The following is a 25,884-nucleotide window of genomic DNA, read 5'->3' on the forward strand; positions in this document are numbered from 1 at the left end:
CAGCTCGGCGTCCTTCCCGGGGAAAGAGCTTGGCGTCACGACTCATGGTCGGCCAGATCATGGTGCTGCTCGCCGGCGCGCTCACCATCACCGTCCTGACGGTGATCATCGGGCCCGCGGCCTTCCACCACCACCTCCTCCAGACCGACCTTCCCATGGGGGACACCGATCTCGTCCACATCGAACGTGCCCACCGCGACGCCCTTGCCCTCGCCCTCGGCGTCGGGCTGGTGGTCTCGCTCCTGGCTGCCGGCCTCGTCACCTGGAACCTGACGCGACGCCTCCGCGTGACGCTCCACGGCCTCACGTCGGCTGTGGACGAACTCTCCCGCGGCCACTACTCCACCCGGGTTCCCGTCATCGGCGACGGGACCGAGCTGGACTCTCTGGCGGCGACGCTCAGCGACATGGCGGCCCGGCTCGATGTCGTCGAAGAGACCCGGCGCCAGCTGCTCTCCGACCTCGCCCACGAGCTTCGCACTCCCATCGCCACCCTGTCTGCGCACCATGAGGCTCTGGCCGACGGCGTCATCGATCCCGACTCGGTGATGCCCATCCTCGCGAGCCAGACCGTGCGGCTGTCGCGGCTGGCCGCCGACATCAGCGAGGTGTCCCGGGCGGAAGAGGGTCAGCTCCTGGTGGAGCCACGACCCCTCGTCGCCCATGACCTGCTGGCCTCGGTGCTCCGAGAATGGCAGGAGCGTTTCGAGGGCGCAGAGGTGGCGCTGCGCCTCGACACGACGACGGGTCGATCGCCGGTGATCCACGCAGACCCGGATCGTCTCGCCCAGGTGCTCGGAAATCTGCTGAGCAATGCGCTCCGGCACACCGCCTCCGGAGCCGCCGTCACGGTCTCGGCAGCGGCGCACGGCAGGACGGTGGAGATCGCGGTGGCGGATGAGGGGGAGGGGTTCGCCGCGGAGGACAGGTCCCGGTTGTTCGAACGCTTCTTCCGCGCCGACAGCGCTCGCACCCGCGAGAACTCCGGGTCAGGTATCGGTCTGACGATCAGCCGTGCCCTGGTCGATGCGCACGGCGGGACCATGACGGCGACGAGCGAAGGTCCCGGACGAGGAGCCTGCTTCACCATCAGCCTTCCTCAGCTGACCGCTGACCGCTGACCGCTGACAGCTGACCGCTGACCGCTAGCTCCGCCGCCCTGGGCCGCCAGGAACGGGCGGTCGTGGTGAGCCGCCGCGTCCCGCCTCCGTGAGCGCTCTCCGTCCTGCGTTCCTTCACCTCAGCTGAAGACTCGTCAGACAGGTGAGATCGTCCTCCTCCTGAGTCGAGATGGACGCAGTCCCCGACAGATCCTCGACGGTGCACGTGAGCTCCGCGGTGATCCCGCGGGGCAGCCAGATTCCGAGGAACCCGTTGTCTCCCGTCGTGCGGGTGCCATCCTCGAGAGGGTCGCCCGAGCTGTCGTCGACCACGCTCACCGTGACGTCCTGACGACGCAGCTCACCGAGGCACGTCGTCAAGCTGTGATAGGCGCACTCGTGGGTGGAGTCCCTGAAAGGAGCCACCGAGAGGTAGAACTTGTTCTGGGGTAGGGACAGCTCGACCTCCCGCCCCGCAGCGTCGCTGAGCCCGAGTGCGGTCGCCACGACGCTGGCCATCAGGCCCCGTGGTCGCTCGGCAACCGGCAGCGCCTCGAGCTGGTCGATGATCTCCTGGGCATCGGCACCCTCGTATCCGAGGTCGCGGAGCAGCTCCTGATCGCCGCTCGATCTCGCTCTCGACGACCCATTTGTGATTCGTCATCATCATCCCGACGGCCTCGTAATCGACCATGTACACGGTCTCCTCGGTGGCACGGTCGATGGTGGCGTCGGCGCCCTTCATGCCCGCCATGTGCTCGGCCGTGATGACCACCTCGCTGCCGTCCGGCAGCGGGGCGTCGCCCGGATTCTCGAGCTCCTCGTGGACGACCCACCTGTGGTCGGTGACTGGATCTCCACCGTCGGTCGGGGTGTAGCTGACCGAATACGTCGTGGTGGTGAAGGCGCCGGAGACCGTCGCCGTTGCGCCCGCCATGCCTTCCATGTGGTCCGCCGTGAGCGTCACCGTCGTGCCGACAGGGAACTCGGGGTCCTCGGCTGGTGCGATCCCCTCGGGTGCGGGCCCGCCGTCCATCGGATGCTCCATGTCTCCATGTCCACCACCGTCGGAGGCTGCCGACGCGTCGGATGTCTGAGCGATGTCAGATCCGCTGTCGGTGCAGCCGGCAAGAGCTGTCCCACCGGTGAGGATGACGGCTGCGAGTCCAACGAAAGAACGGCGAGTCTGCATCATCTCTCCTAGTCAGAGGCTGTTTACGACCAGCCTAGGACCCGCATGTCAAGGCCTCCTCAAGATCAGATCTGGACGTCACGAACACTGTGCGGGACTGACGTTCCGCGCTGTCGTGACTGGACGCCGAGCCGTTGCACGAGGTCGGACATGATCGTTCTCTCTCCGTGGTCCCGGTGATCCGCGACGGTGCGAGCAGACCGGCACGGACCCTGGTGGGACGCCTCACAGAGAGGGAGGTCGGGAGTGAGTCCGATGGCGGGACGGCGCCGCATCGGGCCGTGACCAGCGGCGCGCTGCCGGCGCAGGGTCTGGTCTGCGCAGGGGATCTGCGCTCACACATCGAGCTCGGAGCGCTCCGATGTGGGCGGTTCTGCACGCATCGCGGCAGGTCATCGGTCACTGAAGGGGTACCGGGTGCGGGACTCGAACCCGCACGCCCAAAGGACAGCGCATTTTGAGTGCGCCGCGTCTACCATTCCGCCAACCCGGCTCGCACCCACGGAGGAGCGCTGGACTAGGATAACGCTGATGACCACCGGCCTCGACCGTGCGGGTGCACAGCACCCCGCGTCAGGCACTTCCCGAGATACAGGGCGACATGACTGACGACACCACCCCCCTTCCCGACGATCAGCAGGACTTCTCCACCGCGGAGGAGGAGACCCCGCGGCGCACAGCCGTCGTGGCCGAGGACGAGAGCCTCATCCGTATGGACATCGTGGAGACCCTCACCGAGGCAGGCTTCGAGGTCGTCGCCGCGGTCGGTGACGGCGAGAGCGCCGTGACCAAGGCCCGAGAGCTGCGACCCGACGTGGTCGTGATGGACGTGAAGATGCCCCAGGTCGACGGCGTGACCGCCGCCGAGCGCATCGGCGAGGACAACCTCGCCCCCGTGGTGATGCTCACGGCGTTCTCGCAGGCCGAGCTCGTCGAGCGCGCCCGCGATGCCGGCGCGATGGCCTACGTCGTCAAGCCCTTCACGCCGGCGGATCTGCTGCCCGCGATCGAGATCGCGATCTCCCGGTTCCAGCAGATCACCCAGCTCGAGTCCGAGATCGCCGACCTCGGTGAGCGTTTCGAGACTCGCAAGCGCGTGGATCGTGCCAAGGGCCTGCTGCAGACCAACATGGGCCTGTCCGAGCCGGAGGCCTTCCGCTGGATCCAGAAGACGTCGATGGATCGCCGCCTCACGATGCGTGAGGTCGCCGACGCCGTCGTCGACCAGCTCGGCGGGTCCGGCAAGGACTGACCGGAGACACCGGTCCGGCGTGGCATATGCCGGACCAGAGGGGATGCGCGGGCTCGATGTCGATCACACGGCGGTCGCTGGTGCGCGGGCTCGCCCCGGCGATCGTCGGTGCCGCGGCAGGTGCCGGTGTGCTGACCTCCTGCAGCCGCGACGCTGATCCCGGCACCTCGGGCGGGGACGCCGGGACGCTCGGCGCTGCGCCGCCCACGCCGGACACGCCGCTCGTCCTCGGATCGATCGGGGCCTCCTACGGCCGGGCCGCGGCCTTCGAGACGCCGATCTCGATCGCGATCACCGAGGCGATGATCGATCTCAACGCCCGCTGGGGCGGCGTTCTCGGCCACGAGGTGACGATGCACCAGCGGCACGTCGCCGCCGCTGCGGGGGAGGACCTCTCCGCGGTGATCGCGACGATGGCCGATGCCGGGGTGAGCGCCGTGATCACCTCCCTGGACGAGGAGTCGCTCGTGGCGGTGATCCCCGCCCTCGTCGACGCGCAGATCGCCGTGATCGATGTCCTCACCTCCGGGATGAGCGTGCGGGAGCCCGAGGTGGCCAGTGCCAACATGCTGATACGGCTCGCACCCGACGACGTCGCGATCGCGACCCTCTACGCCGAGCAGGCGTGGACGTCTGGATCGGACGGGAGCGGGCCTCCCGGCACGGTCGCCTACGTCTCGGAGGACACAGCGCAGGGGCGCAGCCTGGTGGGCGAGCTCACGCGCATCCTGGCCCCTCGGGGCGGGAAGATCCTCACACAGCAGTTCTATCCCGCCGGGGACGCGCCGGACCTCGACGCCGTGATCGAGGCCGTCCTGGCGGAGCCTCCTGCCCTGCTCGTCGTGAACGGCGGTCCGGAGGTGGGACCTCTCCTGTCCGCCCTGCACGACGCCACGCGGGACGGATCGCAGCAGCCCGCCGTGACGATCCCCTCCCGGCTGGGCCCGGCGGCGAGCGTGGACTACTCCGAGGACGCACTGACGCCGGAGTGCCTCGCCTCCGCCACGGGATATCTGCCCGGCGACGCGCTGGACGACACGCACGTCAACATGATGCTCAACGTCGACTCGACCCTGCTGGCCACCGGGTTCGGGTATTCGCAGCAGGCCTACGACGCGGTCCTGCTCGCCGGTCTCGCGGCGGAGGACGCCGTGTCTGTCGGTGGCGTGGACATCGCCGGCTCGCTGGAAAGGGTGCTCTCGGGAACCCAGGAGTGCGCCGAGTTCGGGGACTGCTCGGCGCTGCTCCGCGACGCACGCGCTGCCGGGCAGCGCACCACGATCTCCTTCACCGGGCGGTCCGGCCCGCTCGAGCTGGGCTCGGACAACGATCTCCGGACGGGGAAGATCCGCAGCCGGACCTGGGATGCTGAGAATTCGCTCGACTCGGAGCCGGCCATCGGGTCCGCTCCCACCACGGTGTTCGACACCGGCGGCTGAGGCGCTGGCGGCCGAGGCGCCGCCATCGGGGGTGCGTCAGCGCGGCGGGAGGAGCATCGTCTGGACGGTGATGGTGCTCAGCAGCGTCCCGTCCTCGTCGTGCACGTCCACGAGATAGCTCGCGATCTGCCGTCCCGCGTGCCGGATCGTGCAGGTGGCCGTGACGATCCCGGAACGGGCCGAGCGGTGGTGGAGCGCCGAGACCGAGGTGCCGACCGCCTGGGCGCCGTCGCCGTGGACCTCCCGGGCGTGGACGATCGCGGCGAAGGAGGCGACGGACTCGGCCAGGGCGATCGTCGCGCCGCCGTGCAGGAGTCCTGCCGGCTGCGTGTTCCCCGCCACCGGCATCGTCATGAGACCGCCGTCGGCGGACAGGCTCAGCAGCTCCATCCCGCATCGTTCCACGAGGGTCCCGCGGATCATGGGGGCGATGAGCTCCCGCAGCTCCTCCCCGGACAGCGGGGCGTGGACGGTCTCACTGCGCTCAGGTGCATCACTCATGCCCTGAGGGTGCCACAGGCGGAGCCTTCGGCGCCTCTGGCGGGACCGTCTGCACGGCGGTCGACGGCGCGGCATGCGAGACTTCTCCTCATGAGTGCCAGCGACACCGGTGACCAGCGAATCCTCCTCATCGACGGGCACGCCATGGCGTTCCGCGCGTTCTTCGCGCTGCCTGCCGACGGGTTCAGCGACGGGCGGGGGCAGGCGACCAATGCCGTCTACGGCTTCACGCGGATGATCATCAACGTCGTCGCCTCCGAGAAGCCGACCCATGTGGCCGTCGCCTTTGACCTGCCCGGCGGCACCTTCCGCGACCGCATCTACGACCAGTACAAGGGCGGTCGCGACGAGACCCCGCCCGAGTTCGTGGGCCAGATCGACCTGATCATGCAGGTCCTGGATGCGCTCGGGGTGCGCTGGCTGACGGTCGAGGACTACGAGGCCGACGACATCATCGCCACCCTCGCCCACCGCACCGCGACCGAGGGCGGCGAGGCGCTGATCGTCACGAGCGACCGTGACGCCATCCAGCTGGTGGGGGAGAACGTGACCCTGCTGCAGCCCGTCAAGGGCGTCACCGAGATGCGCCGTATGACTCCCACCGCCATCGAGGAGAAGTACGGGATCCCGCCCGAGCGCTACTCGGACCTCGCCGCGCTCGTCGGGGAGTCGGCGGACAACCTCCCCGGGGTCCCCGGCGTCGGCCCGAAGACCGCCGCGAAGTGGATCGTGCAGTACGGCGACCTGCCCGGGATCATCGCCCACGCCGACGAGATCAAGGGCAAGGCCGGGCAGTCCCTGCGCGACCACATCGCGGACGTCGAGCGCAACCGCCTGATGAACGCCGCCGTCCTCGACCTCGAGCTGCCCACGGACCCCGAGCACTACACCCTGGGCCGCGGCGACGGGACCGCGCTCAACGCGCTCTTCGACGAGCTCGCCTTCGGCCCCACGATCCGCAAGGACGTCCCCGCGGACTTCCTCGCCGGCGGCGTGGACGTGCCCCAGGCGCCCGCTCGCGAGCTGCCCCCGCTGCAGCGTCCCTCCTCCGCCGAGCTCCCCGAGCTGCTGGCCTCCGCCTTCGGCGAGGGCGCCGCGCTCGCGAGCGAGGGGAGCTGGGCGCTCGGGCAGGGAGACCTGCGTCGTCTCGCGCTGGCCACCGATGACGCGCTCGCGGTGCTCACGCTTGCCGACCTCGACGACACTGCGGAGCGCGCCCTCGCCACGTGGCTCGAGGACCCCGAGATCCCCAAGGTCGCGCACGACACCAAGAACCTCTCCCATCAGGCTCGTGGCCGCGGGCTGAGCATCGCCGGCTGGCGCACCGACCTCGCGATCGCGGAGTTCCTGTGCCGCCCCGATCAGCGGCCCACCGACCTCGCCGGGCTGACCCTGCGCCACCTGCAGGAGGACCTCCAGGTGGAGGCCGCCGCGGCCCAGCAGGAGCTGGGTCTCGGGGCCGACGACGACACGGACGCCGAGGCCGAGCAGCTCGGCCTCGCCGCCGATGCGGTGCTGCGACTGGAGCGGCTGCTGCGCACGGAGCTCGAAGAGCACGCCGCGCTGTCCTTGCACGACGACCTCGAGCTGCCGCTGTCCGCCGTGATCGGGGAGCTGGAGGCCACCGGCATCGCAGTCTCCGACGAGGTGCTCGGAGGCCTGGACCAGGAGCATGCGACCAAGCAGACCGAGGTCGCCGAGTCGGCGTTCTCCCACATCGACGGCGATCGCATCAACCTCGGCTCGCCCAAGCAGCTCCAGGAGGTCCTCTACGAGCGCCTGGGCCTCCCCAAGGGCCGTCGGACGAAGACCGGCTACAGCACGAACGCCGAGACCCTCGTGGACCTGTTCGAGAAGACCCAGCACCCCTTCCTCGCGGATCTGCTCGCGCACCGCGACGTGACGAAGATGCGGCAGATCATCGAGACCCTGCGGCGCTTCATCTCCCCGGAGGGGCGCATCCACACCACCTTCCACCAGAACATCGCCGCGACCGGACGGCTCTCCTCGAACAACCCGAACCTGCAGAACATCCCGACCCGCACCGAGGAGGGTCGCCGGATCCGGTCCGCCTTCGTCACGTCCACCGGCTACCGCTCGCTGCTCACCGCCGACTACTCGCAGATCGAGATGCGCATCATGGCGCACCTCTCGGAGGACGCCGGCCTGATCGAGGCGTTCCGCTCGGGAGAGGACCTGCACCGCTTCGTGGCCTCGCGCGTCTTCGACGTCGAGCCGGAGGAGGTCGACGGCGCGATGCGGTCCAAGACCAAGGCCATCAGCTACGGGCTGGCCTACGGGCTGAGCGCCTTCGGCCTTGCCCGCCAGCTGCACATCTCCCAGGGGGAGGCGACCGCCCTGCGCGACGGCTACTTCGAGCGGTTCGGCGGGGTGCAGGACTACCTCCGCGAGAGCGTCGAGAAGGCCCGGTCGACGGGGTACACCGAGACCATCCTCGGTCGCCGCCGCTACCTGCCGGATCTGACCTCCGACAACCGCCAGCGCCGCGAGAACGCCGAGCGGGTAGCGCTGAACTCGCCGATCCAGGGCAGTGCGGCGGACATCATCAAGCTCGCGATGCTCCGGGTCGACGACCTGCTGCGCGCGAAGGAGCTGACCTCGCGGGTCCTGCTCCAGGTCCATGACGAACTGGTGATGGACGTCGCCGAGGGCGAGGAGCAGCAGGTGCGCGAGGCCGTCACCGAGGGCATGGGCTCCGCCTTCGAGCTGTCGGTGCCCCTCGAGGTCGGCATCGGCGTCGGCGCGAACTGGCTCGAGGCCGCACACTGACCCGGGGCCGCCCACTGACACGGGGCCGCCCACCGAGCCGACGGCGGGCCGATGTGCAGGCGGCGGGCCGCAGAGGGACTGAACTCACATCGGCGCGCGACGTCGGAGCCGGGTTCTCCCTCGCGCAGGAATCCTCAGGCTGGTAACCTGGTCAAGGTCTGCGCGCGGGCCCGCCCCTCGGGGGATGCATGCGGTGAACACCCATGGATCCTCGAACGTGGTCGGGTGCGTGCGGATGTGCCCCTGAGCAGGGGCACTGCACGTCCATCGTTCCTACTCAAACCTGTCCCGACGGAGTCCTTACCTACATGACCGACACCACGACCCCCCAGATCGCCATCAACGACATCGGCGGCGCCGACGAACTCATGGCAGCCATCGATGCGACCATCAAGTACTTCAACGATGGCGACATCGTCGAAGGCACTGTGGTGAAGGTCGATCACGATGAGGTCCTCCTGGACATCGGCTACAAGACCGAGGGCGTCATCCCCTCGCGCGAGCTGTCCATCAAGCACGACGTCGACCCCGGTGAGGTCGTCGAGGTCGGCGACGAGATCGAGGCCCTGGTCCTCCAGAAGGAGGACAAGGAAGGCCGTCTGATCCTGTCCAAGAAGCGCGCACAGTACGAGCGCGCCTGGGGCACGATCGAGCAGATCAAGGAAGACGAGGGCGTCGTCACCGGCCGCGTCATCGAGGTCGTCAAGGGCGGCCTCATCGTCGACATCGGCCTGCGCGGCTTCCTCCCCGCCTCCCTCGTCGAGATGCGTCGCGTCCGCGACCTGCAGCCGTACGTCGGCCAGGAGATCGAGGCGAAGATCATCGAGCTCGACAAGAACCGCAACAACGTGGTCCTGTCGCGCCGTGCCTACCTCGAGGAGACCCAGTCCGCGGTCCGCTCGGACTTCCTGCAGACCCTGCAGAAGGGCCAGGTCCGCGAGGGCGCAGTGTCCTCCATCGTCAACTTCGGCGCCTTCGTCGATCTCGGCGGCGTCGACGGCCTGGTGCACGTCTCCGAGCTGTCCTGGAAGCACATCGATCACCCGTCCGAGGTCGTCGAGGTCGGCCAGAAGGTCTCCGTCGAGGTTCTCGACGTGGACATGGATCGCGAGCGCGTCTCCCTGTCGCTGAAGGCGACGCAGGAGGATCCGTGGCAGCTCTTCGCCCGCACCCACGCCATCGGCGAGGTCGTTCCGGGCAAGGTCACCAAGCTGGTTCCCTTCGGTGCGTTCGTGCGCGTCGAGGACGGCATCGAGGGCCTCGTGCACATCTCCGAGCTGGCTCAGCGCCACGTGGACCTGCCCGAGCAGGTCGTCACCGTCGACCAGGACGTCTTCGTCAAGGTCATCGACATCGACCTCGAGCGTCGCCGGATCTCGCTGTCGCTCAAGCAGGCCAACGAGGGCGTCGACCCCGAGGGTGACGACACCACCTTCGACCCGGCCCTGTACGGCATGGCGGCGGAGTACGACGCCAACGGCGAGTACAAGTACCCCGAGGGCTTCGACCCGGAGACCAACGAGTGGCTCGAGGGCTACGACGCCCAGCGCGAGGTGTGGGAGGCCCAGTACGGCGCCGCCTACGAGCGCTGGACCGCTCACAAGGCTCAGGTCGCCGAGGCCATCAAGGCCGACGAGGAGTCCGCGAACGCACCGGCCACCGAGACGTCCACCTCGACGCCGTCGGCCGCTCCGGCCACGCAGGCTTCCTCCTACCAGTCGAGCACCACGGACGAGGGCACGCTGGCCTCCGACGAGGCACTGGCCGCCCTGCGCGCCAAGCTCACCGGCAACTGATCCTCGGATCGTTCTGCGGAACGCCCCGGTCCCCTCACGGGGGCCGGGGCGTTCCGGCGTCCGGGGGACGCGCACGGGGGATCCGCGGAGAAGTGATCTGCAGGTCATCGGGATGGCCTCCTGCAGGCGAGGGCGTTCTCGGTGCACACTGGAGGCATGACCACCGCGCTCGATGACCATCCGATCCACTCCTGGCTGACCGATATGGACGGCGTGCTCGTCCATGAGCAGTCCGCTCTGCCCGGCGCCGCCGACTTCATCGCGGCCCTGCAGCGTTTCGGCCGTCCGTTCCTGGTTCTCACGAACAACTCGATCTTCACGCCCCGGGACCTGCGAGCCCGCCTCTCGCGCAGCGGCATCGACATCCCCGAGGAGTCGATCTGGACGAGCGCGATGGCCACGGCACGCTTCCTCGCGGAGCAGGCACCCGGCTCGTCGGCCTACGTGATCGGTGAGGCGGGCCTGACCAGCGCGATGCACGAGGAGGGGTTCATCCTCGCCGACTCCGATGTGGAGTTCGTGGTGCTGGGGGAGACCCGCACCTACTCCTTCGAGTCGATCACCCGGGCGATCCGCCTGATCACCAAGGGCGCGAAGTTCATCGCCACCAATCCGGACGTCAGCGGCCCCAGCGCGGAGGGCCCGCTGCCCGCCACCGGGTCCGTCGCGGCCATGATCACCGCGGCCACCGGGATCCAGCCGTACTACATCGGCAAGCCGAACCCGCTCATGATGCGCACCGCGCTGAACCGCATCGGCGCACATTCCGAGACGTCCGTGATGATCGGTGACCGGATGGACACCGACGTGAAGTCGGGCCTCGAGGCCGGCATGCGGTCCGTGCTGGTGCTGACCGGATCCACCACGGAGGACGAGATCCCTCTGTACCCGTTCCGGCCCACCGCGATCATGGACGGCATCGCGGATGTCGTCCCCCTGGTGGAGGAGCTGATGCCGTCCGAGGCGGTGGAGCTGGGGGAGGACTGAACCGGAGCGCACTGCGCGAGGTGACGAGGACCTCCAGGATCGTCGTCCGTGCGGCGCGGACGACCGTCCGTGCGCCCAGCGCATCATGAGAGGATCAGCGGTATGTTGCGCTGGCTCACGGCCGGGGAATCCCATGGCCCTTCCCTCATCTCCCTGCTCGACGGCGTTCCCGCCGGGATCGAGCTGACCAGTGACGATCTGAAGACGGCTCTCGCCCGTCGGCGGCTCGGCCACGGCCGCGGCAGTCGGCAGAAGTTCGAGCAGGACGTCCTGACGGTCCACAGCGGGCTCCGGCACGGGCTCACCCTCGGCTCGCCGCTCGCGATCGAGATCGCGAACTCCGAGTGGCCGAAGTGGGAGAAGGTCATGAGCGCCGATCCCGTGCAGCCTGAGGACCTCCTCGTCGATGCCGGGACCGGTGACCAGCGGGAGATCGCCCGCAATCGCCCGCTGACCCGCCCGCGACCCGGGCACGCCGATCTCTCCGGGATGCTCAAGTACGGGTTCGACGAAGCACGCCCGATCCTCGAGCGGGCCAGCGCCCGCGAGACCGCCGCCCGGGTGGTGGCGGGCCGCGTCGCCGCCGCGATCCTGGAGCAGACCGCCGGTATCCGGCTGGTCTCCCACACCCTGTCCGTCGGCCCGGTGCGCGTCCCGGAGGACGCCCCCCTGCCGACGCCGGACGACGATCAGGCTCTGGACGCCGATCCGCTGCGCTGCTTCCACCCGGAGACCTCCGCCGCGATGGTCGCCGAGGTCGATTCCGCGAAGGCGGACGGCGACACCCTCGGCGGCGTCGTCGAGGTCCTCGCCTACGGCCTCCCGGTCGGTCTGGGATCCCACACGCAGTGGGATCGGAAGCTCGACGGTCGCCTCGCCCAGGCGATCATGTCGATCCAGGCGATGAAGGCCGTGGAGATCGGTGACGGGTTCGCGACCGCCGCCCGGCGCGGTTCCGCCGCCCATGACGAGATCCTCGCGGCCGGTGAGGCCGACAGCCGCACGGCCATCCCGCGCGCCAGCAACCGCGCGGGCGGGCTCGAGGGCGGCATGACCAACGGCCAGGTGCTGCGCGTGCGCGGCGCCCTGAAGCCGATCTCGACGGTGCCGCGCGCCCTGCGCACGATCGATGTCGCCACCGGTGAGCAGTCCAGCGCCAACCACCAGCGCTCCGACACCTGTGCGGTCGCGCCCGCCGCGGTGATCGCGGAGGCCGTCGTCGCGCTGACCCTCGTGGACGCCCTGCTGGAGAAGACCGGCGGCGACAGCGTCGAGGAGATCCGGGCGCACCTGGCAGGGACGGTCGAGCTGCAGTCCCGCATCGTGGGCGGTGGCTCGGGCGCCGCCTCGTGAGCGGACCCGCTGTCATCCTGCTGGGCCCGATGGGTGCCGGCAAGACCAGCGTCGGGCGGGAGCTCGCGACCCGTCTGGACGTGCCCTTCGACGACCTGGACGCGATGATCGTCGCCGAGGCGGGACGCCCGATCCCGGCCATCTTCGAGACCGAGGGCGAAGCAGGCTTCCGGGAGCTCGAGGCCGCGGTGCTGGAGCGGGCCCTCGCCTCCTGCCGCGGTGTGCTCTCTCTCGGCGGGGGCGCGCCCCTGCACCCCGCCTCGCGCGAGCGGCTGCGGGGCGGGCCCGTCGTGCTGCTCGAGATCGATGAGCGCACGGCGACCAGCCGCATCGGCCGGGGCCATGGGCGCCCGATGCTCGCCGGCGGCGCGGACCCCATGGTCCGTTGGCGCGAGCTCGCCCGTGCCCGAGGGCCCGTCTACCGCGAGCTCGCCCGCTGGAGCGTCGACACCGGCCGCGGCAGCGCCGCCTCCGTGGCGCGCGCCATCACCGACATGATGGGCAGGGACCTGCTGTCCCTGCCCGAGGAGGAGAATCCATGAGCACCACCGTGATCCCCGTGACCACCCCCGTCGGCAGCTACGACGTCCTCGTCGGCCGCGGCATCATGCACGACGTCGGCGACCTGATCCCGGGGCGCACCCGCCGCGTCGTCATCGTCCATCAGCCCAGTCTCCGCGATGTCGCCGAGGAGATCCGCGCGACCATCGCCGGCACCGGTCGCGACGCCTTCGCCGCAGAGATCCCCGACGGGGAGGAGGCCAAGACCGCCCAGGTCGCCGGCTTCCTCTGGGGCGTGTGCGGGCAGGCGGAGATCGGCCGTGGCGACCTCATCATCGGCCTCGGCGGCGGCGCCGCGACGGATCTCGCCGGCTTCGTCGCCGCCTCCTGGCTGCGCGGCATCGACGTGCTGCAGATCCCCACCACGGTCGCGGGCATGGTCGATGCCGCCGTGGGCGGGAAGACCGGGATCAACACCACGGAGGGCAAGAACCTCGTCGGCGCCTTCCATCCGCCGATCGCGGTGCTCGCCGACCTCGACGTCCTCGAGTCCCTCGGTGCCCACGACATCGCCGCCGGGCTCGCCGAGGTCGTCAAGGGAGGGTTCATCGCCGATGAGCGCATCCTGGAGATCATCGAGGCGGACCCCGCCGCGGTGCTCGACGTGACCACCGACGCCTTCCGCGAAGTCGTCGAGCGCAAGATCCGCATCAAGGCCGACGTCGTCTCCGAGGACCTCACCGAGCAGGGACGCCGCGAGATCCTCAACTACGGCCACACCCTCGCCCACGCCATCGAGCGCAACGAGCGCTACCAGTGGCGCCATGGCGCGGCGGTCTCCGTCGGCATGATGTTCGCCGCCGAGCTCTCGCACCTTGCGGGCAAGCTCTCCGAGGCCGACGTCGACCGTCATCGCAGCATCCTCACCTCGCTGGGCCTGCCCACGACGTACCGGGACCGGCAGTGGCCCAAGCTCGAGGACGCCATGAAGCGTGACAAGAAGACCCGGGCGGGTCTCCTGCGCTTCGTGGTCCTGGACCGGGTCGGCTCGGTGTCCCGCCTGGAAGGTCCCGACCCCGCCCTGCTGCTGTCCGCCTACGCAGCCATCACCGCAGAATGACGGAGGACACCATGACCGACAGCACCCCGACCGACCCCAGCGCGACCGGCAGCGCCCCGACCGGCCCCGCCGGCATCGAGACCCCGGGCGCCGAGACCACGGGAACCACGATCACTGCGACGGTGCGCGGCATCGAGCTCGGCCGTGCACGGCCCGAGATCATCGTCCCGCTGGTGGGCGACGATCACGACGCCGTGCTCGCCCAGGCCGACGCCGCGCTGAAGACCCCGGCACGCATCATCGAATGGCGCATCGATCGTTTCCGCCCGGACCTGGAGGATTCCGAGGACCACCGCGACGTTGTGCTCGCAACCCTCCCGGCGCTGCGCGCCAAGCTGGGACCCGACAAGGCGCTGCTGGCGACCGTGCGCACCGCAGCGGAGGGCGGAGAGCGGCGGATCCGCGACCTCGATCTCGCCGTGCTGCTGGAGGCGCTCATGGGCTCCCGGCGAGCCGGCACCCAGTCCCAGGTCGACATGATCGACATCGAGACGTCGCGGTCGCCTGAGATCGTCGCGCGCGTGATCACGACCGCGCACCGCAACGGCGTGGTCGTGATCGGCTCCTTCCACGACCTCGAGGGCACACCGGACGAGGCGGAGATCGCCGAGCTGCTGCGCTCCCAGCGCCGCCTCGGCGTCGACGTCCCCAAGATCGCCGTGACCCCGAGGACCGCCCGAGACGTGCTGACGCTGCTCTCCGCGAGCCTGACGGTGGCCTCCGAGCGCACGGGGCCCCACATCGCGATCAGCATGGGAACCCTCGGCGTGGCCAGCCGGGTCTCGGCAGAGTCCTTCGGCAGCGCCGCGACGTTCGCCACGGCCGGGGCGGCCTCCGCCCCGGGCCAGCTCGGGGCCGACGACGTCGCCAGGATGCTCGAGCTCCTGCGCCCCTGAGCCCGGCTGCGTCCCTGAGCCGGTTGCGACCTGGGGACCTGACGTGCGGATCCCTGCTGCCCGCTGAGCGGGTCCGCTCAGCGGGGGTCGTCCGGGTCGTCGCCGAGGTCATCCGCGTCCGAGCTGTCCGCGCTGCCTGCGCGGCGTGCTTCACGAGGGGGGACGTCTCCGGCCCCCTGTTCGTGTCCGTGCCCCCCGTCGAGCCCCGGCTCCGGGAAGCGGATGGCGTCCCCGTCGTGGTCGGCGAACGCCCGTTCGGCGTACTGACCGGCATCGGCGTCCAGGAAGCTGATGTCGTCGGCGAGATCGTCGACCGAGGCGTCGACCACGGGGATCGCACCGGTCTCCATCGCGACCCGCTCGCGCTCGGAGCGCCGCGTGCGCCGCACGAGGGCCTTGACCTGGGAGGCGGACATCGTCACCTGCCACTCGCCATGCGCGGGCAGCGACCAGCGCCGCCAGGCCGCGAGCCCGGCGAGGAGCGCGCCGAGGGCGACGGCCACCAGCACATACGGGGACTGCAGACCCAGGGCGGTCACGCCCCAGGTGCCTATCGCGGTGACCAGGGCGCCCGTCGCATACAGCGGCCCGCCGCCGAAGATCGCGGGGATCCTGCCCACGAGGACATCGCGGATCACGCCGCCGCCCACGGCGCTGGTCACCCCGAGCAGGATCGCCGGCAGCGGATCCAGGCCGTAGCCGATCGACTTCGCCGTGCCGGTCGCCGCCCACAGCGCCATCGCCGCGATGTCCAGCACGGTGACCAGGCCCCGCCACCAGGGCCCGTCGGCCGCGATCACGAAGGTGAACAGCGACCCGGCGAGCGCACAGGTCAGGTACCAGGGGCCGTCGAAGGCGGCCGGCGTGCCGTAATCGAGGATCAGGTCGCGCACGAGGCCCCCGCCGAGACCGGCGACGATGCCGATGATCGCGAAGCCGACGGCATCGAAGTTCAGCCGCGACGCGAGGGCACCTGCGGCAACACCCATCACGAAGACCCCGATGAGGTCCAGCACGCGGAGGAAGTCATTGGTGACGAGCAGTTGGAGAGGGTCCACGCCACGACGGTAGCCCGCCCCGACGCCGCGTGAGGATCCGGCACGACGTGAGAGGGCACCCACCTGCCGACCGAACAGTCGGGGGGCAGGTGCCCCGTACGATCGGCGCATGACGATCTCAGCTCGTGCCACCCTTCCTCGCATCGGCCTGACCGGCGGCATCGGCTCCGGGAAGTCGACGGTCGCGGCGTTCTGGCGGGACGCAGGACACCGCGTGATCGACCTCGATGCGCACTCCCGGGCGGTGCTCGACATCCCCGGTGACGGGGTCGAGGAGGCCGTGGCGCGATTCGGGGAACACTTCCGCACCTCCGGCGGGACGATCGACCGGGCGGCGCTGGCAGGCCTCGTCTTCGCCGATGCCGAGGCCCGGGCCGATCTGGAGGCGATCGTGCTCACCCGCGTCGACCGCGCGGTCGCCGAGGAGGAGCGGGAGGCGGCCGCGGCGGGCGAGGCGCTCGTCGTGCATGACAGCCCCCTGCTGCTGGAGAAGGATCGCGACGCGGAGTACGCCGCCGTCGTCGCCGTGCTCGCCCGCCGGGAGGACCGCATCCGGCGGGTCGTCCGCGACCGCGCCAAGGACCGTGCCTACGTCGAGTCGATCATGGCCGCCCAGGTCACCGACCTCGAACGGATCCGACGGGCGGATCGCCTCGTGCTCAACACGACGGATCGGGAGGCCCTCGCGCAGCGCGCGCAGCACGCCCTGGCCGTCCTCGTCGGCGCCCTCTGACCTCGCGCATCCCCCGCGAGGGGCGGAGGATGCCGGAGGACGCCGGGGGCACGCACGATTCCGCCGTGCGCTGACGCACAGGCCGTCATCTGTCGGGTGTCCGACCCGGGACGTAGGCTCGACCCATGCGTCCCATCACTGATCTGGTCCGCGCCGAGCACCCTTTCGAGGTCGTCTCCGACTACTCGCCCTCGGGCGATCAGCCGAGGGCGATCGCGGACCTCACGCGTCGTATCAACGACGGCGAGCAGGACGTGGTGCTGCTGGGCGCCACCGGTACCGGCAAGTCCGCGACCACGGCCTGGCTGATCGAGCAGGTGCAGCGCCCCACCCTGGTGATGGCCCACAACAAGACCCTCGCCGCGCAGCTGGCCAGCGAGTTCCGGGATCTGCTGCCCAACAACGCGGTGGAGTACTTCGTCTCGTACTACGACTACTACCAGCCCGAGGCGTACGTCCCGCAGTCGGACACCTTCATCGAGAAGGACTCCTCCGTGAACGCCGAGGTGGAGCGGCTGCGGCACAGCGCCACCAACTCCCTGCTCACGCGTCGTGATGTCGTCGTGGTCTCCTCCGTGTCCTGCATCTACGGCCTGGGCACCCCGCAGGAGTACGTGGACCGGATGGTGCAGCTGAAGGTGGGCCAGCAGCTGGACCGCGATGAGCTGCTGCACCGCTTCGTGGACATGCAGTACGACCGCAACGACGTCGCCTTCGAGCGCGGCACCTTCCGCGTGCGCGGCGACACCGTCGAGATCATCCCGATGTACGAGGAGCTCGCGATCCGCATCGAGTTCTTCGGTGACGAGGTCGACGCGCTGTACACGCTGCACCCGATGACGGGTGAGGTCATCCGCGCCGAGGACCACATCCACATCTTCCCCGCCTCCCACTACGTCGCCGGCCCCGAGCGGCTCTCCCGCGCGATCGGCACCATCGAGGTCGAGCTCGCCGAACGGCTCGAGGAGCTCGAGCACCAGAACAAGCTCCTCGAGGCCCAGCGGCTGCGGATGCGCACCACGCACGACCTCGAGATGCTCCGCCAGGTCGGTTCGACCAACGGCGTGGAGAACTACTCCCGGCACCTCGACGGCCGTGACCCCGGCACCGCCCCGAACACCCTCATGGACTACTTCCCCGAGGACTTCCTGCTGGTCATCGACGAGTCCCATGTGACCGTGCCGCAGATCGGTGCGATGTTCGAAGGCGACCGCTCCCGCAAGCGCACGCTCGTCGACTTCGGGTTCCGCCTGCCCAGCGCGTTGGACAACCGGCCGCTCACCTTCTCGGAGTTCACCGAGCGCACGGGCCAGACGGTCTACCTCTCCGCGACCCCCGCGGACTATGAGCTCGGCAAGGCGAACGGCGTGGTCGAACAGATCATCCGGCCGACGGGCCTGGTCGATCCCGAGGTGATCGTGAAGCCGGTCAAGGGCCAGATCGACGATCTGCGCGAGGAGATCGAGAAGCGGGTCCAGCGCGATGAGCGCGTCCTGGTGACCACCTTGACCAAGCGCATGGCCGAGGACCTCACGGACTTCCTGCTCGAGAACGGGGTGCGGGTGCAGTACCTGCATTCGGACGTCGACACCCTGCGCCGCATCGAGCTGCTGCGCCAGCTGCGCAAGGGTGAGTTCGATGTGCTGGTGGGCATCAACCTGCTGCGTGAGGGGCTCGATCTCCCGGAGGTGTCGCTCGTCGCGATCCTCGACGCGGACAAGGAGGGCTTCCTCCGCTCGCGCACCTCGCTCATCCAGACCATCGGCCGCGCCGCCCGCAACGTCTCCGGCCAGGTGCACATGTACGCCGACCGGATCACCGACTCGATGCAGTCCGCGATCGACGAGACCAACCGTCGCCGAGAGATCCAGGTCGCCTACAACACCGAGAACGGCATCGACCCGACGCCGCTGCGCAAGCGCATCGCGGACGTCACCGACATGCTCGCCCGCGAGGACATCGACACCGACACCCTGATGGCCACCGACTACCGCTCCGGCAAGGAGCGGGTCACCCGCGACCGCGCCCGGGCCAATGCGGTCGACGCCGTCAACGGCCGCACGGTCGACCTCGGCGATGATCCCGTCGGCTCCCTGACCGGCATGATCGACGAGATGACGGTGCAGATGCACCAGGCCGCCGAGAACCTCCAGTTCGAGCAGGCCGCACGCCTGCGTGACGAGGTCCAGGAGCTCAAGAAGGAGCTGCGGGCGGTCCAGCGCTCCTAGGCTCCGCCCCCTGGAGCGGTCTCCCCGTTCGGCCCCATCGAGCTGGGTGACGTGGGACGATCGACGAGGCCGCCGGTGGAGGCGACCGGGTCGACGTCGACAGGGGAGTGCCAGTGCGGACCATCGCATGGATCTCTCGGCGCGCCCTGGCTGCTGCTCCGGTCATGGTCGTCTCCACGACGTTGGTGGCGCTCGTGCTCGCCGCGGTTCCTGCGCTGCAGGTGCTTCTCATCGCCGAGCTGATCGCTGCTCTCGGCGACGCGGAGCATCTTCGCGACGTGGCGGGACTACTCCTCGCCATGATCCTGGTGGTCGGACTGACGCCGTCGGCATCTTCGATGTGCGGGATCTTCCAGCACCGCGCTGCACAGCGACTGCAGGCCGATCTGAACTCTGCTCTCGTCCGCGAAGCCTCGAGGATCGCACCGGACGAACTGGTGAACTCCTCCGTCGCCTCACAGGTGGAACGCCACTCCCGCGCCATCGGTGAAGGCATCGCGTGGTCCTTCAAGCAGTTCATGGAAGCGCTGATGGCTCTGCTGTCCTCGATCGGAGTGATCGCAGCCGTCTTCACCTTCAGCCCTCTTGCCGGCGTGCTCACCCTCATCGCACTCATCCCGCCGCTGATCTACTCCAGGTATCTCTCGCGCGTCTGGGAATCTCAGTGGGAGCAGGTCAGCCCGCACTACGACCGGGAACGCTATCTGCGAGAGCTCATCGTCCGGCAACGCTCGGCGACCGAGCTCGCTGGTCTGGGAACCTCGGAGAGAATCGGGGAGATGGTCGCTGATCGGTGGAGGACAGTCGACTCCATCTTGGCCCGAGCCATGCGTCCACAGATCACCGGGAACGTCCTCAGCGGGCTCGTCGCTGCACTGCTCCTCGGAGGCGCAGTCATGTCCGTCGTCGTCGGCGCGCAGTTCGAGTCACCCGCCGTGGCCGGCATCTACGGGGTCATGGCAGCGATGACAGCGTCCGCCGGGGCCGGGTTGAACGCCGGGCTCGCCATAGAGACTCTTCCCCTTGCACGGGGGCTCCATCAGTTCCTCGCCGCCGAGAGACCGAGCAGGAAGCATACGGTTGCTCCTGCGGTTCGTGAGATGCGGGGGGAACATCTCTCGCATCGATACAGCGGACGAGGGGAGAACGCGATCACCGACGTGAGCATCGAGGCTCGACTCGGCGAGGTGGTCGCGCTGGTCGGGGTGAACGGTGCCGGGAAGACGACGACTGTCAACGCACTGCTAGGACTCGTGACACCACAGGAAGGTCGGGTCCTCCTGGACGGGTCGAGCTGCTCGGACCTCAGCGAGGCCGCTCGGCTCGCGAGGTTCGGGTTGCTGACCCAGGAGTTCGGACGTTTCGAGCTGACGGTGCGCGACGCAGTGCGTCTCGGGTCGCCGCGAGAGGACGTGACCGACGAGGAGGTCTGGAACGCGCTGCGATCGGCTCACGCGGAAGGCATGGTCGAGGCCATGCCCGACGGCCTGGATCAGCAGCTCGGTGAGCAGTGGGGAGGGGTGGGCATCTCCGGAGGCCAATGGCAGCGGCTGGCGCTGGCACGCATCTATCTCCGGGATGCCCCGGTCTGGGTGCTGGACGAGCCGACCTCGGCGATCGACGCGGAGGCCGAGCAGGAGATCTTCCACGAGCTGCAGCGGACGAAGCACCACAGGATCACGGTCGTCGTCTCCCACCGTGCCTGGACGCTCAAGGAGATGGACCGGATCTACGTCATCGATGAGGGCCGGGTCGCCGAGCAGGGGACCTACGAGGAGCTGCTCGCCCTCGACGGCAGGTTCGCCGCGATCTTCGCCGAACAGCGGTGACGGACCACGTGCCGAGGGATCATTCCTCGTAGGTGATCGCGTACGTCGTCCCGCCGTCCATGGTCGGGGTCGTGATCTCCAGGGTCTCGCCGACGGCGACGGTGAAGGTCCTCTGCTCCGTGGTCAGGTCGATCCCACCGGTCTCGGAGCGTTCGGACATCGGCCGGCTCGTGCGCAGCGTGAGTTCCTCGTCGTCGACCTCCTTCACCGTGAAGGTGAGCTCGCCGCCGTCGCCCTCACGCGAGAACTCGGATCCCTTCGTGACACTCTCCGTCGCGGATTCCGGCGCGGGCTGATCCGTGCTCCAGCCGGTCCAGCCGCTCGAGACCACGGTGAGCGTGACGGTCGGGGACGGGTCCACAGCCTCGAGGAGCCCGCACCCCGCGATCAGGGTCGTCACCGGCAGGAGGAACAGCACGCCGCGGCGCGTGCTCAGGGTGCTGGGGCTGCGGCGTCCGGTCGCCCGGGTGGTCGTCGTGGTGCTCGTGCTCGTGCTCATGGGTCCTCCTCCTGCTGTGGAATGCCTGTGCTCGGAGGCTATGCGGATCGTGCGCGGAAGCCGATGGGGAAGACTCCCCAGCGCCGCGTCATCTGCCGGCGCGCTCCCAGGACTCGACATCACCCGGCACCTCCACGAACAGCGGATGCAGCTCGGGCCCCGTCCGGGCGGACTCCCGCGCCCATCGCTCGGGATCCCGCGCTGACAGCTTCAGCAGCAGATGATCCCACTCCAGCGCGATCTGTCCCTCGGACACAGGGATGCGTCCGACGGTGGGCTGTTCGCCGAGCCCTGTCGGGTCGACGTCGCCAGATACGACGTCGTCAGGCACCCCATCGCCAGGTGCGCCGTCGGCCGGTCGTCGGTCGATGCGGGTGCGGTCGAAGCGATATCCCCGCTCGGTGGCCTCCGCGGCGAGTGCTTCGAGGTAGACCCCGACCGCGGCGAGCGGATCGACCTGGGCACGGAACCGCTCGAGCTGCGGGTGCGAGCGGTATCCCGTCGTCCGCCCGGCGAGCACCGCCTGCGCGAGCAACGACTCCCGCCAGCAGCCGGTCAGGCCGGGGCGATCGAGGTGACGGGGGTGCAGGGACCACAGACGCATGGACCAAGCATGCGGCATGCGTCATCTGGCTGACGAGGTGATCGGGCGTCGCGGACCAGTATTCGATGGACGTGCCTCGCGGTGACACCGCATGATCGCTGGATGGAGATCACCGTGCAGCCCCTGTCGGTCGAGGACGCCGAGGCCCTGGTCGCGGCGGAGGACGAGGAGACGGTGCGCTGGTTCTCCGGCGGCCGGAGCACCGTCGACGGCACGCGCCGTTACGTCCGGCTCCTGGAGGAGCGCGCGGCCGCCGGCAGCACCAAGCGTGCCTTCACGATCCGGGCCGACGGGCGCTGCGTCGGTTCCATCGACCACGACGCCGATCCGCAGGACGGCGTCGGCCCCGGAGACGTGAACATCGCCTATGCCCTCGCCCCGTGGATGCGAGGACACGGGATCACGGCGCACGCGGTGAACCTGCTGTGCGCGCAGCTCAGCGCACAAGGGGCGGGGGAGCGCGCCGTGATCCGCTGCGAGGCCGAGAACGTCGCCTCCGTGCGCGTCGCGGAGAAGGCGGGATTCACCATGTCGCATGAGGTGCCGAGCAGCAACGAGCAGGGCGAACCCGTGTCCATGCAGGTGTACGTCCGCGAGCTGTGAGGGCGACGATCCACTCCGGGGGCCCCCTTCGGTGGGTGAGGAGATCCAGCCGATCGTCGGGGTCGTGACGCCGTCCCCTTCGATACCGTCGATCATCACAGCGATGACGACGGCGTGGGATGACGACGGCGCGGATGGCGCAGACATCCCGACGCGGAGGACCACCTCGCAGAAGACAGCACCGCGACGGCGTCGTCCCACGGAACCGACCCCAGGAGTGACCCGAGCGATGCGCGCACCACGACAGACCCAGATCCTTCCCCTCGCCGTCGGAGGTGTGGCGGCGGCGGCACTGGGCACCATCCCGCTCCACCGGTTGCCGCGCCCCCTCCGGATCGCCTATTGCGTCATCCCCGGTGCGCTGACCGCGGTCCTGACCCACGTCGCCTACGGGGCGTCTGACCAGCCTGCGGCCAGCGCTGCTGGCACCGCCCCGTTCGCGGCGGAGGGTGCCGGCGAGGGGGAGGATGCCGCGACGGTGGGGGAGACGGCTGGGGTGAGGGAGACGGTTGGGGTGGGGGAACCGGCAGGACCCACTCGCGGGGACGAGGACGGGGACGGGGAACCCGCCTCGCAGAGCTTCCGGCTCGTGCTGTCCCTCGGCCTCGGCGTTCTCATCGCGGGAGCGAGCGCCGCCGGGATCTGGATGGACCATCGGATCGAGGATGCCCTGCGCTCCCGGGGCGTCCCGGCGCCGCGACTGCTCATGGGGTTGGGCACCGGGCTGATCACCGTCGCGATCACGGCATCGGACACCGACGAGACCGAGCACGCCACGCACGTCGGCAGCTGATCGGCCGGATCGGGCGGCCCACGGGCGTTGCAGATAGTGCGGGGTCACCCGGGGTTCCCCGGGGCGCAGAATTCCTGCGAACCGTCCGCGGAGAGGACGGGGCAGCTCTGCGAAGGACGCGGCCCGTCACTTCGCGGGGGAGCGCTCGGTGATCGTGAGGTCCAACGGGAAGTCGACCGGGCTGCCGGGGAACAGCAGGCGACCAGCGGCATCGGCCGCCTCTCGGATCGCGGTGGCTGCGGCGTCGGCCTGGTGGGCCGGGGCGTGCACGATCACCTCGTCGTGGAGGAAGAACGCGAGGTGTGCGCGGCGGGCGAACACCGGGCCCGACGCGTGCGCCGCGGCCGCGGGGGCCACCGGCTCGAAACGGGCCAGGGCCAGGCGCAGCGCCGCCAGCCACGACAGAGCCCATTCCGCTGCGGTGCCCTGCACGACGAAGTTGCGGGTGAAGCGTCCGCGATCCCGGGCAGAGCGCCTCGCGCGCTCCTGCTCACCGGCCGCCGAATCGGGGAGGTAGGCACTGGTCTGCGCCTGTGTCCACGCGGTCTCGGGTGCGGGGGAGGAGCGTCCCAGCCAGGTCGACACGGTCCCGCCGCGCTCGCCGGTCGCGGCGGCCCCGTCGACGAGGGCCATCGCGTCGGGGAAGTTCTGCCGCAGCCGCGGCACGACGCGGCCGCTGTCCCCGGTGGTGCCGCCGTACAGCGCGCCGAGGACCCCCACCTTCGCCTCCTGCCGAGAAGCGACGATCCCCGCCTCGACGATGCCGGAGTACAGGTCCTTGCCGGCGCCGGCGGTGGCCATCGCCGCGTCGGCGGCCATCGCCGCGAGCGCTCGCGGCTCCAGCTGGGCCACGTCGGCGCTGACCAGACGCCAGCCCTCGTCGGCCCGCAGCGCCGGCCGCAGCTGACGGGGGATCTGCAGGGCCCCGCCGCCGCTGCTGGCCCAGCGCCCGGTGACCACCCCGCCCGGCACGTACACCGGTCGATAACGGCCCTCGTGCACCCATTCGTCGATCCACGCCCAGCCGTTCGCGGTGAGCAGGCGCGACTGCTTCTTGTAGCGCAGCAGCGGCTCGATCGCGGGATGGTCGTAGCGCGTCAGCTCCCACTTCGAGGTGGACTCGACGTCGATCTCCGCCCGATGCAGAGCGCGCAGCAGGCGGGGCGGCGAGTCCAGCGCCAGCTGAGGGTCGCCCAGCGCGGCGCGCACCTCGGCGGCGGAGGCGACCATCTTCGAGGGCGGATGGCCGGGTGCGGGACGCGGCCCCAAGGACTCGGTGAGGATCCGGTCGTGCTCGGCGACGTCCCAGGGGATCCCGGCCGCATGCAGCTCGGCCGCGATCAGACCTCCCGCGGATTCGGCGGCGACCAGCAGTCGCAGTCGGGAAGCAGCCGTGGCGGCGTCGATCGCGGCGAGCTGCCGGGCCAGCTCCGCGAGCGCCGCGTCGATATCGTGCGGGACCCCTCCGCGCCGGGCCGACGACGCATCCAGGTCGAAGAGGGTCGCTCCGACCGTGCGGTCCTCGAGCGGGAGATCGAGGGGAGCGTCCCATGCGGTCGCATCACGGATCTCCTCGGCGTCGCGGACCAGCTGCGAGTGGCGCAGGATCACGTGGATCAGGCGCAGGTCGTGACAGCGGGCGACCGTCACTCCCGCGGCGAGGAGACGGGCGTACCAGGTGGGTGTATCGCTCCAGACCCAGCGGGGGGAGTGCTCGGCCTCGCACCGGGAGACGGCGTCGGCCAGCTGCGCGGGCTCGACCTCGCGGGAGCCCATCCGCTCTCCCTGCGCGTCGAGGTCGACGAGGGCGGTGCGCCCGCCGGTGCCCCGGCCGACGACGCACCAGACGGGGGACGGCTCCGTGCTCACCAGCCCCGCTCGCGCCACTGGGGGAGCGCGGGACGCTGCTCACCGAGCGTGGTGTCGTCGCCATGGCCGGGGTAGACCCAGGTGGAGTCCGGGAGCTCCGCGAAGATCCGCTGTTCGACGTCGTCGAGCAGCTGGGTGAAGCGCTGCGGATCATCACCCGTGTTGCCCACTCCTCCGGGGAAGAGGGAGTCCCCGGTGAAGAGGTGGTGGCTGGGGTCCCCGGCGTCGTCGACCCCGCTCCACAGCACGGCGACCGAGCCCGGGGTGTGGCCCCGCAGGGCGATGATCCGCACCGACTGCTCACCGAACTCGAGCACCTGGCCGTGGGTGAGCGGCAGGTCGATCTTCGCGACGATCTCCTTCGCGTCCTCCGCCCCCGCGGCGGTGCGGGCCCCGGTGGCGGCGGCCAGCTCCTCGAGCGCGCCCACGTGATCGTGATGGCTGTGCGTGGTGACGATGAGATCGAGCCAGTTGTGCTCCGCGCCCTCGGCGACCAGGCGTCGCAGGCGGTCGGGCTCCGCCGCGGCGTCGATCAGGAGCTGCGCCCCCGTCGACCGACAGGTCAGCAGATAGGCGTTGTTGTCCATCGGTCCCACCGACGCCTTGCGGATCTGGAGGCCCTTCAGCGTGCGTACGCCGCTCTCACCATGGGGTTCGACGTGTCCGGTGTATTCGCTCTCGTCCATGGCCCCAGTATGTCGCGTTCGTCTCCGGCGAACAGCTGTTCGAACGTCGTGTCCC

Annotated in this window: 22 protein-coding genes, 1 tRNA gene and 1 pseudogene; 15 read left to right on the plus strand and 9 right to left on the minus strand. The window is 70.0% G+C overall.

What is annotated here, in order from left to right; genetic code table 11:
- Window positions 1–29 precede the first annotated feature (29 nt).
- Complete coding sequence (locus ACT3UL_RS02740) at window positions 30–1,121, plus strand: sensor histidine kinase (protein WP_444576596.1); 1,092 nt, start codon at window positions 30–32, stop codon at window positions 1,119–1,121.
- A 114-nt stretch (window positions 1,122–1,235) separates the two neighbouring features.
- On the opposite strand, the gene ACT3UL_RS02745 is transcribed toward ACT3UL_RS02740, so the two are convergent.
- The 3 genes and pseudogenes from ACT3UL_RS02745 to ACT3UL_RS02755 form a co-directional block, all read right to left on the minus strand.
- The gene (locus ACT3UL_RS02745; RefSeq protein ID WP_444576972.1) at window positions 1,236–1,757 is read right to left on the minus strand and encodes a CueP family metal-binding protein; all 522 of its coding nucleotides are present in this window, start codon (window positions 1,755–1,757) and stop codon (window positions 1,236–1,238) included.
- Window positions 1,726–2,292, minus strand: a pseudogene (locus tag ACT3UL_RS02750) (DUF1541 domain-containing protein); the annotation flags it as partial. The gene ACT3UL_RS02745 and the pseudogene ACT3UL_RS02750, both read right to left, overlap by 32 nt.
- A 411-nt stretch (window positions 2,293–2,703) precedes the next feature.
- A tRNA-Leu gene (locus ACT3UL_RS02755) sits at window positions 2,704–2,785 on the minus strand.
- Between the two features lie 108 nt (window positions 2,786–2,893).
- Between ACT3UL_RS02755 and ACT3UL_RS02760 the strand changes: the two genes are divergently transcribed.
- Both ACT3UL_RS02760 and ACT3UL_RS02765 read left to right on the plus strand, forming a co-directional pair.
- Window positions 2,894–3,544: an ANTAR domain-containing response regulator gene (locus ACT3UL_RS02760; protein WP_444576597.1), complete on the plus strand. Its 651-nt coding sequence runs from the start codon at window positions 2,894–2,896 to the stop codon at window positions 3,542–3,544.
- Between the two features lie 56 nt (window positions 3,545–3,600).
- Window positions 3,601–4,983 carry an ABC transporter substrate-binding protein gene (locus ACT3UL_RS02765; RefSeq protein ID WP_444576598.1) on the plus strand — a complete coding sequence of 461 codons (1,383 nt, stop codon included), beginning with the start codon at window positions 3,601–3,603 and terminating at the stop codon, window positions 4,981–4,983.
- A 36-nt stretch (window positions 4,984–5,019) separates the two neighbouring features.
- On the opposite strand, the gene ACT3UL_RS02770 is transcribed toward ACT3UL_RS02765, so the two are convergent.
- The gene (locus ACT3UL_RS02770) at window positions 5,020–5,484 is read right to left on the minus strand and encodes a PaaI family thioesterase (protein WP_444576599.1); all 465 of its coding nucleotides are present in this window, start codon (window positions 5,482–5,484) and stop codon (window positions 5,020–5,022) included.
- A 90-nt stretch (window positions 5,485–5,574) separates the two neighbouring features.
- On the opposite strand from ACT3UL_RS02770, the gene polA reads away from it, so the two are divergent.
- The 7 genes from polA to aroD all read left to right on the plus strand — a co-directional run bounded on the left by polA (window position 5,575) and on the right by aroD (window position 14,927).
- Complete coding sequence (polA, locus tag ACT3UL_RS02775) at window positions 5,575–8,274, plus strand: DNA polymerase I (protein ID WP_444576600.1); 2,700 nt, start codon at window positions 5,575–5,577, stop codon at window positions 8,272–8,274.
- A gap of 308 nt (window positions 8,275–8,582) precedes the next feature.
- Window positions 8,583–10,070 carry a 30S ribosomal protein S1 gene (gene rpsA, locus ACT3UL_RS02780; protein WP_444576601.1) on the plus strand — a complete coding sequence of 496 codons (1,488 nt, stop codon included), beginning with the start codon at window positions 8,583–8,585 and terminating at the stop codon, window positions 10,068–10,070.
- 156 nt (window positions 10,071–10,226) lie between these two features.
- Window positions 10,227–11,057, plus strand: coding sequence for an HAD-IIA family hydrolase (locus ACT3UL_RS02785; protein ID WP_444576602.1), 831 nt, complete (start codon window positions 10,227–10,229; stop codon window positions 11,055–11,057).
- A gap of 102 nt (window positions 11,058–11,159) precedes the next feature.
- Complete coding sequence (gene aroC, locus ACT3UL_RS02790) at window positions 11,160–12,410, plus strand: chorismate synthase (protein ID WP_444576603.1); 1,251 nt, start codon at window positions 11,160–11,162, stop codon at window positions 12,408–12,410.
- Window positions 12,407–12,952 carry a shikimate kinase gene (locus tag ACT3UL_RS02795; protein WP_444576604.1) on the plus strand — a complete coding sequence of 182 codons (546 nt, stop codon included), beginning with the start codon at window positions 12,407–12,409 and terminating at the stop codon, window positions 12,950–12,952. The genes aroC and ACT3UL_RS02795 overlap by 4 nt, the downstream gene beginning before the upstream one ends.
- Window positions 12,949–14,031, plus strand: a complete 1,083-nt coding sequence (aroB, locus tag ACT3UL_RS02800; protein ID WP_444576605.1) for a 3-dehydroquinate synthase — start codon at window positions 12,949–12,951, stop codon at window positions 14,029–14,031. Before ACT3UL_RS02795 ends, aroB begins: the two co-directional genes overlap by 4 nt.
- A gap of 11 nt (window positions 14,032–14,042) precedes the next feature.
- Window positions 14,043–14,927, plus strand: a complete 885-nt coding sequence (gene aroD / locus ACT3UL_RS02805) for a type I 3-dehydroquinate dehydratase (RefSeq protein WP_444576606.1) — start codon at window positions 14,043–14,045, stop codon at window positions 14,925–14,927.
- 77 nt (window positions 14,928–15,004) lie between these two features.
- Here aroD and ACT3UL_RS02810 read toward each other — a convergent pair whose 3' ends face one another.
- Window positions 15,005–15,985 (minus strand): trimeric intracellular cation channel family protein, encoded by a 981-nt coding sequence (locus ACT3UL_RS02810; protein WP_444576607.1) that lies wholly within the window; start codon window positions 15,983–15,985, stop codon window positions 15,005–15,007.
- A gap of 109 nt (window positions 15,986–16,094) precedes the next feature.
- On the opposite strand from ACT3UL_RS02810, the gene coaE reads away from it, so the two are divergent.
- From coaE to ACT3UL_RS02825, 3 genes are all read left to right on the plus strand, one after another.
- A complete protein-coding gene (coaE, locus tag ACT3UL_RS02815; protein WP_444576608.1) occupies window positions 16,095–16,718 on the plus strand; it encodes a dephospho-CoA kinase in 624 nt (207 codons plus the stop codon).
- Between the two features lie 125 nt (window positions 16,719–16,843).
- Complete coding sequence (gene uvrB / locus ACT3UL_RS02820) at window positions 16,844–18,946, plus strand: excinuclease ABC subunit UvrB (RefSeq protein ID WP_444576609.1); 2,103 nt, start codon at window positions 16,844–16,846, stop codon at window positions 18,944–18,946.
- A gap of 113 nt (window positions 18,947–19,059) precedes the next feature.
- Window positions 19,060–20,775, plus strand: coding sequence for an ABC transporter ATP-binding protein (locus tag ACT3UL_RS02825; protein WP_444576610.1), 1,716 nt, complete (start codon window positions 19,060–19,062; stop codon window positions 20,773–20,775).
- Window positions 20,776–20,794: 19 nt separating this feature from the next.
- Here the strand turns inward: ACT3UL_RS02825 and ACT3UL_RS02830 are convergent, their stop codons facing one another.
- Window positions 20,795–21,274: a hypothetical protein gene (locus ACT3UL_RS02830; protein ID WP_444576611.1), complete on the minus strand. Its 480-nt coding sequence runs from the start codon at window positions 21,272–21,274 to the stop codon at window positions 20,795–20,797.
- Window positions 21,275–21,362: 88 nt separating this feature from the next.
- A complete protein-coding gene (locus ACT3UL_RS02835) occupies window positions 21,363–21,878 on the minus strand; it encodes a pyrimidine dimer DNA glycosylase/endonuclease V (RefSeq protein WP_444576612.1) in 516 nt (171 codons plus the stop codon).
- 102 nt (window positions 21,879–21,980) lie between these two features.
- Between ACT3UL_RS02835 and ACT3UL_RS02840 the strand changes: the two genes are divergently transcribed.
- Complete coding sequence (locus tag ACT3UL_RS02840; protein ID WP_444576613.1) at window positions 21,981–22,481, plus strand: GNAT family N-acetyltransferase; 501 nt, start codon at window positions 21,981–21,983, stop codon at window positions 22,479–22,481.
- A gap of 229 nt (window positions 22,482–22,710) precedes the next feature.
- A complete protein-coding gene (locus ACT3UL_RS02845) occupies window positions 22,711–23,274 on the plus strand; it encodes a hypothetical protein (protein ID WP_444576614.1) in 564 nt (187 codons plus the stop codon).
- Between the two features lie 126 nt (window positions 23,275–23,400).
- On the opposite strand, the gene ACT3UL_RS02850 is transcribed toward ACT3UL_RS02845, so the two are convergent.
- Together ACT3UL_RS02850 and ACT3UL_RS02855 are read right to left on the minus strand one after the other, a co-directional pair.
- Window positions 23,401–25,143, minus strand: a complete 1,743-nt coding sequence (locus ACT3UL_RS02850) for a bifunctional 3'-5' exonuclease/DNA polymerase (RefSeq protein ID WP_444576615.1) — start codon at window positions 25,141–25,143, stop codon at window positions 23,401–23,403.
- On the minus strand, window positions 25,140–25,829 hold the full coding sequence (locus tag ACT3UL_RS02855; protein ID WP_444576616.1) for an MBL fold metallo-hydrolase: 690 nt from the start codon (window positions 25,827–25,829) through the stop codon (window positions 25,140–25,142). Before ACT3UL_RS02855 ends, ACT3UL_RS02850 begins: the two co-directional genes overlap by 4 nt.
- Between the last annotated feature and the right edge of the window lie 55 nt (window positions 25,830–25,884).

Origin of the sequence: Brachybacterium sp. 107 (assembly GCF_052379725.1) — a bacterium.
GTDB lineage: Bacteria > Actinomycetota > Actinomycetes > Actinomycetales > Dermabacteraceae > Brachybacterium.

What these genes read in the sequence shown, in the direction of transcription:
- ACT3UL_RS02840 (WP_444576613.1), top strand. Translation starts at nt 21,981, where the DNA reads ATGGAGATCACCGTGCAGCCCCTGTCGGTCGAGGACGCCGAGGCCCTG.
- ACT3UL_RS02855 (WP_444576616.1), bottom strand. Translation starts at nt 25,829, where the DNA reads ATGGACGAGAGCGAATACACCGGACACGTCGAACCCCATGGTGAGAGC.
- coaE (WP_444576608.1), top strand. Translation starts at nt 16,095, where the DNA reads ATGACGATCTCAGCTCGTGCCACCCTTCCTCGCATCGGCCTGACCGGC.
- aroD (WP_444576606.1), top strand. Translation starts at nt 14,043, where the DNA reads ATGACCGACAGCACCCCGACCGACCCCAGCGCGACCGGCAGCGCCCCG.
- ACT3UL_RS02770 (WP_444576599.1), bottom strand. Translation starts at nt 5,484, where the DNA reads ATGAGTGATGCACCTGAGCGCAGTGAGACCGTCCACGCCCCGCTGTCC.
- ACT3UL_RS02835 (WP_444576612.1), bottom strand. Translation starts at nt 21,878, where the DNA reads ATGCGTCTGTGGTCCCTGCACCCCCGTCACCTCGATCGCCCCGGCCTG.
- aroC (WP_444576603.1), top strand. Translation starts at nt 11,160, where the DNA reads ATGTTGCGCTGGCTCACGGCCGGGGAATCCCATGGCCCTTCCCTCATC.
- ACT3UL_RS02845 (WP_444576614.1), top strand. Translation starts at nt 22,711, where the DNA reads ATGCGCGCACCACGACAGACCCAGATCCTTCCCCTCGCCGTCGGAGGT.
- polA (WP_444576600.1), top strand. Translation starts at nt 5,575, where the DNA reads ATGAGTGCCAGCGACACCGGTGACCAGCGAATCCTCCTCATCGACGGG.
- uvrB (WP_444576609.1), top strand. Translation starts at nt 16,844, where the DNA reads ATGCGTCCCATCACTGATCTGGTCCGCGCCGAGCACCCTTTCGAGGTC.
- ACT3UL_RS02830 (WP_444576611.1), bottom strand. Translation starts at nt 21,274, where the DNA reads ATGAGCACGAGCACGAGCACCACGACGACCACCCGGGCGACCGGACGC.
- ACT3UL_RS02785 (WP_444576602.1), top strand. Translation starts at nt 10,227, where the DNA reads ATGACCACCGCGCTCGATGACCATCCGATCCACTCCTGGCTGACCGAT.
- ACT3UL_RS02760 (WP_444576597.1), top strand. Translation starts at nt 2,894, where the DNA reads ATGACTGACGACACCACCCCCCTTCCCGACGATCAGCAGGACTTCTCC.
- ACT3UL_RS02765 (WP_444576598.1), top strand. Translation starts at nt 3,601, where the DNA reads ATGTCGATCACACGGCGGTCGCTGGTGCGCGGGCTCGCCCCGGCGATC.
- aroB (WP_444576605.1), top strand. Translation starts at nt 12,949, where the DNA reads ATGAGCACCACCGTGATCCCCGTGACCACCCCCGTCGGCAGCTACGAC.
- rpsA (WP_444576601.1), top strand. Translation starts at nt 8,583, where the DNA reads ATGACCGACACCACGACCCCCCAGATCGCCATCAACGACATCGGCGGC.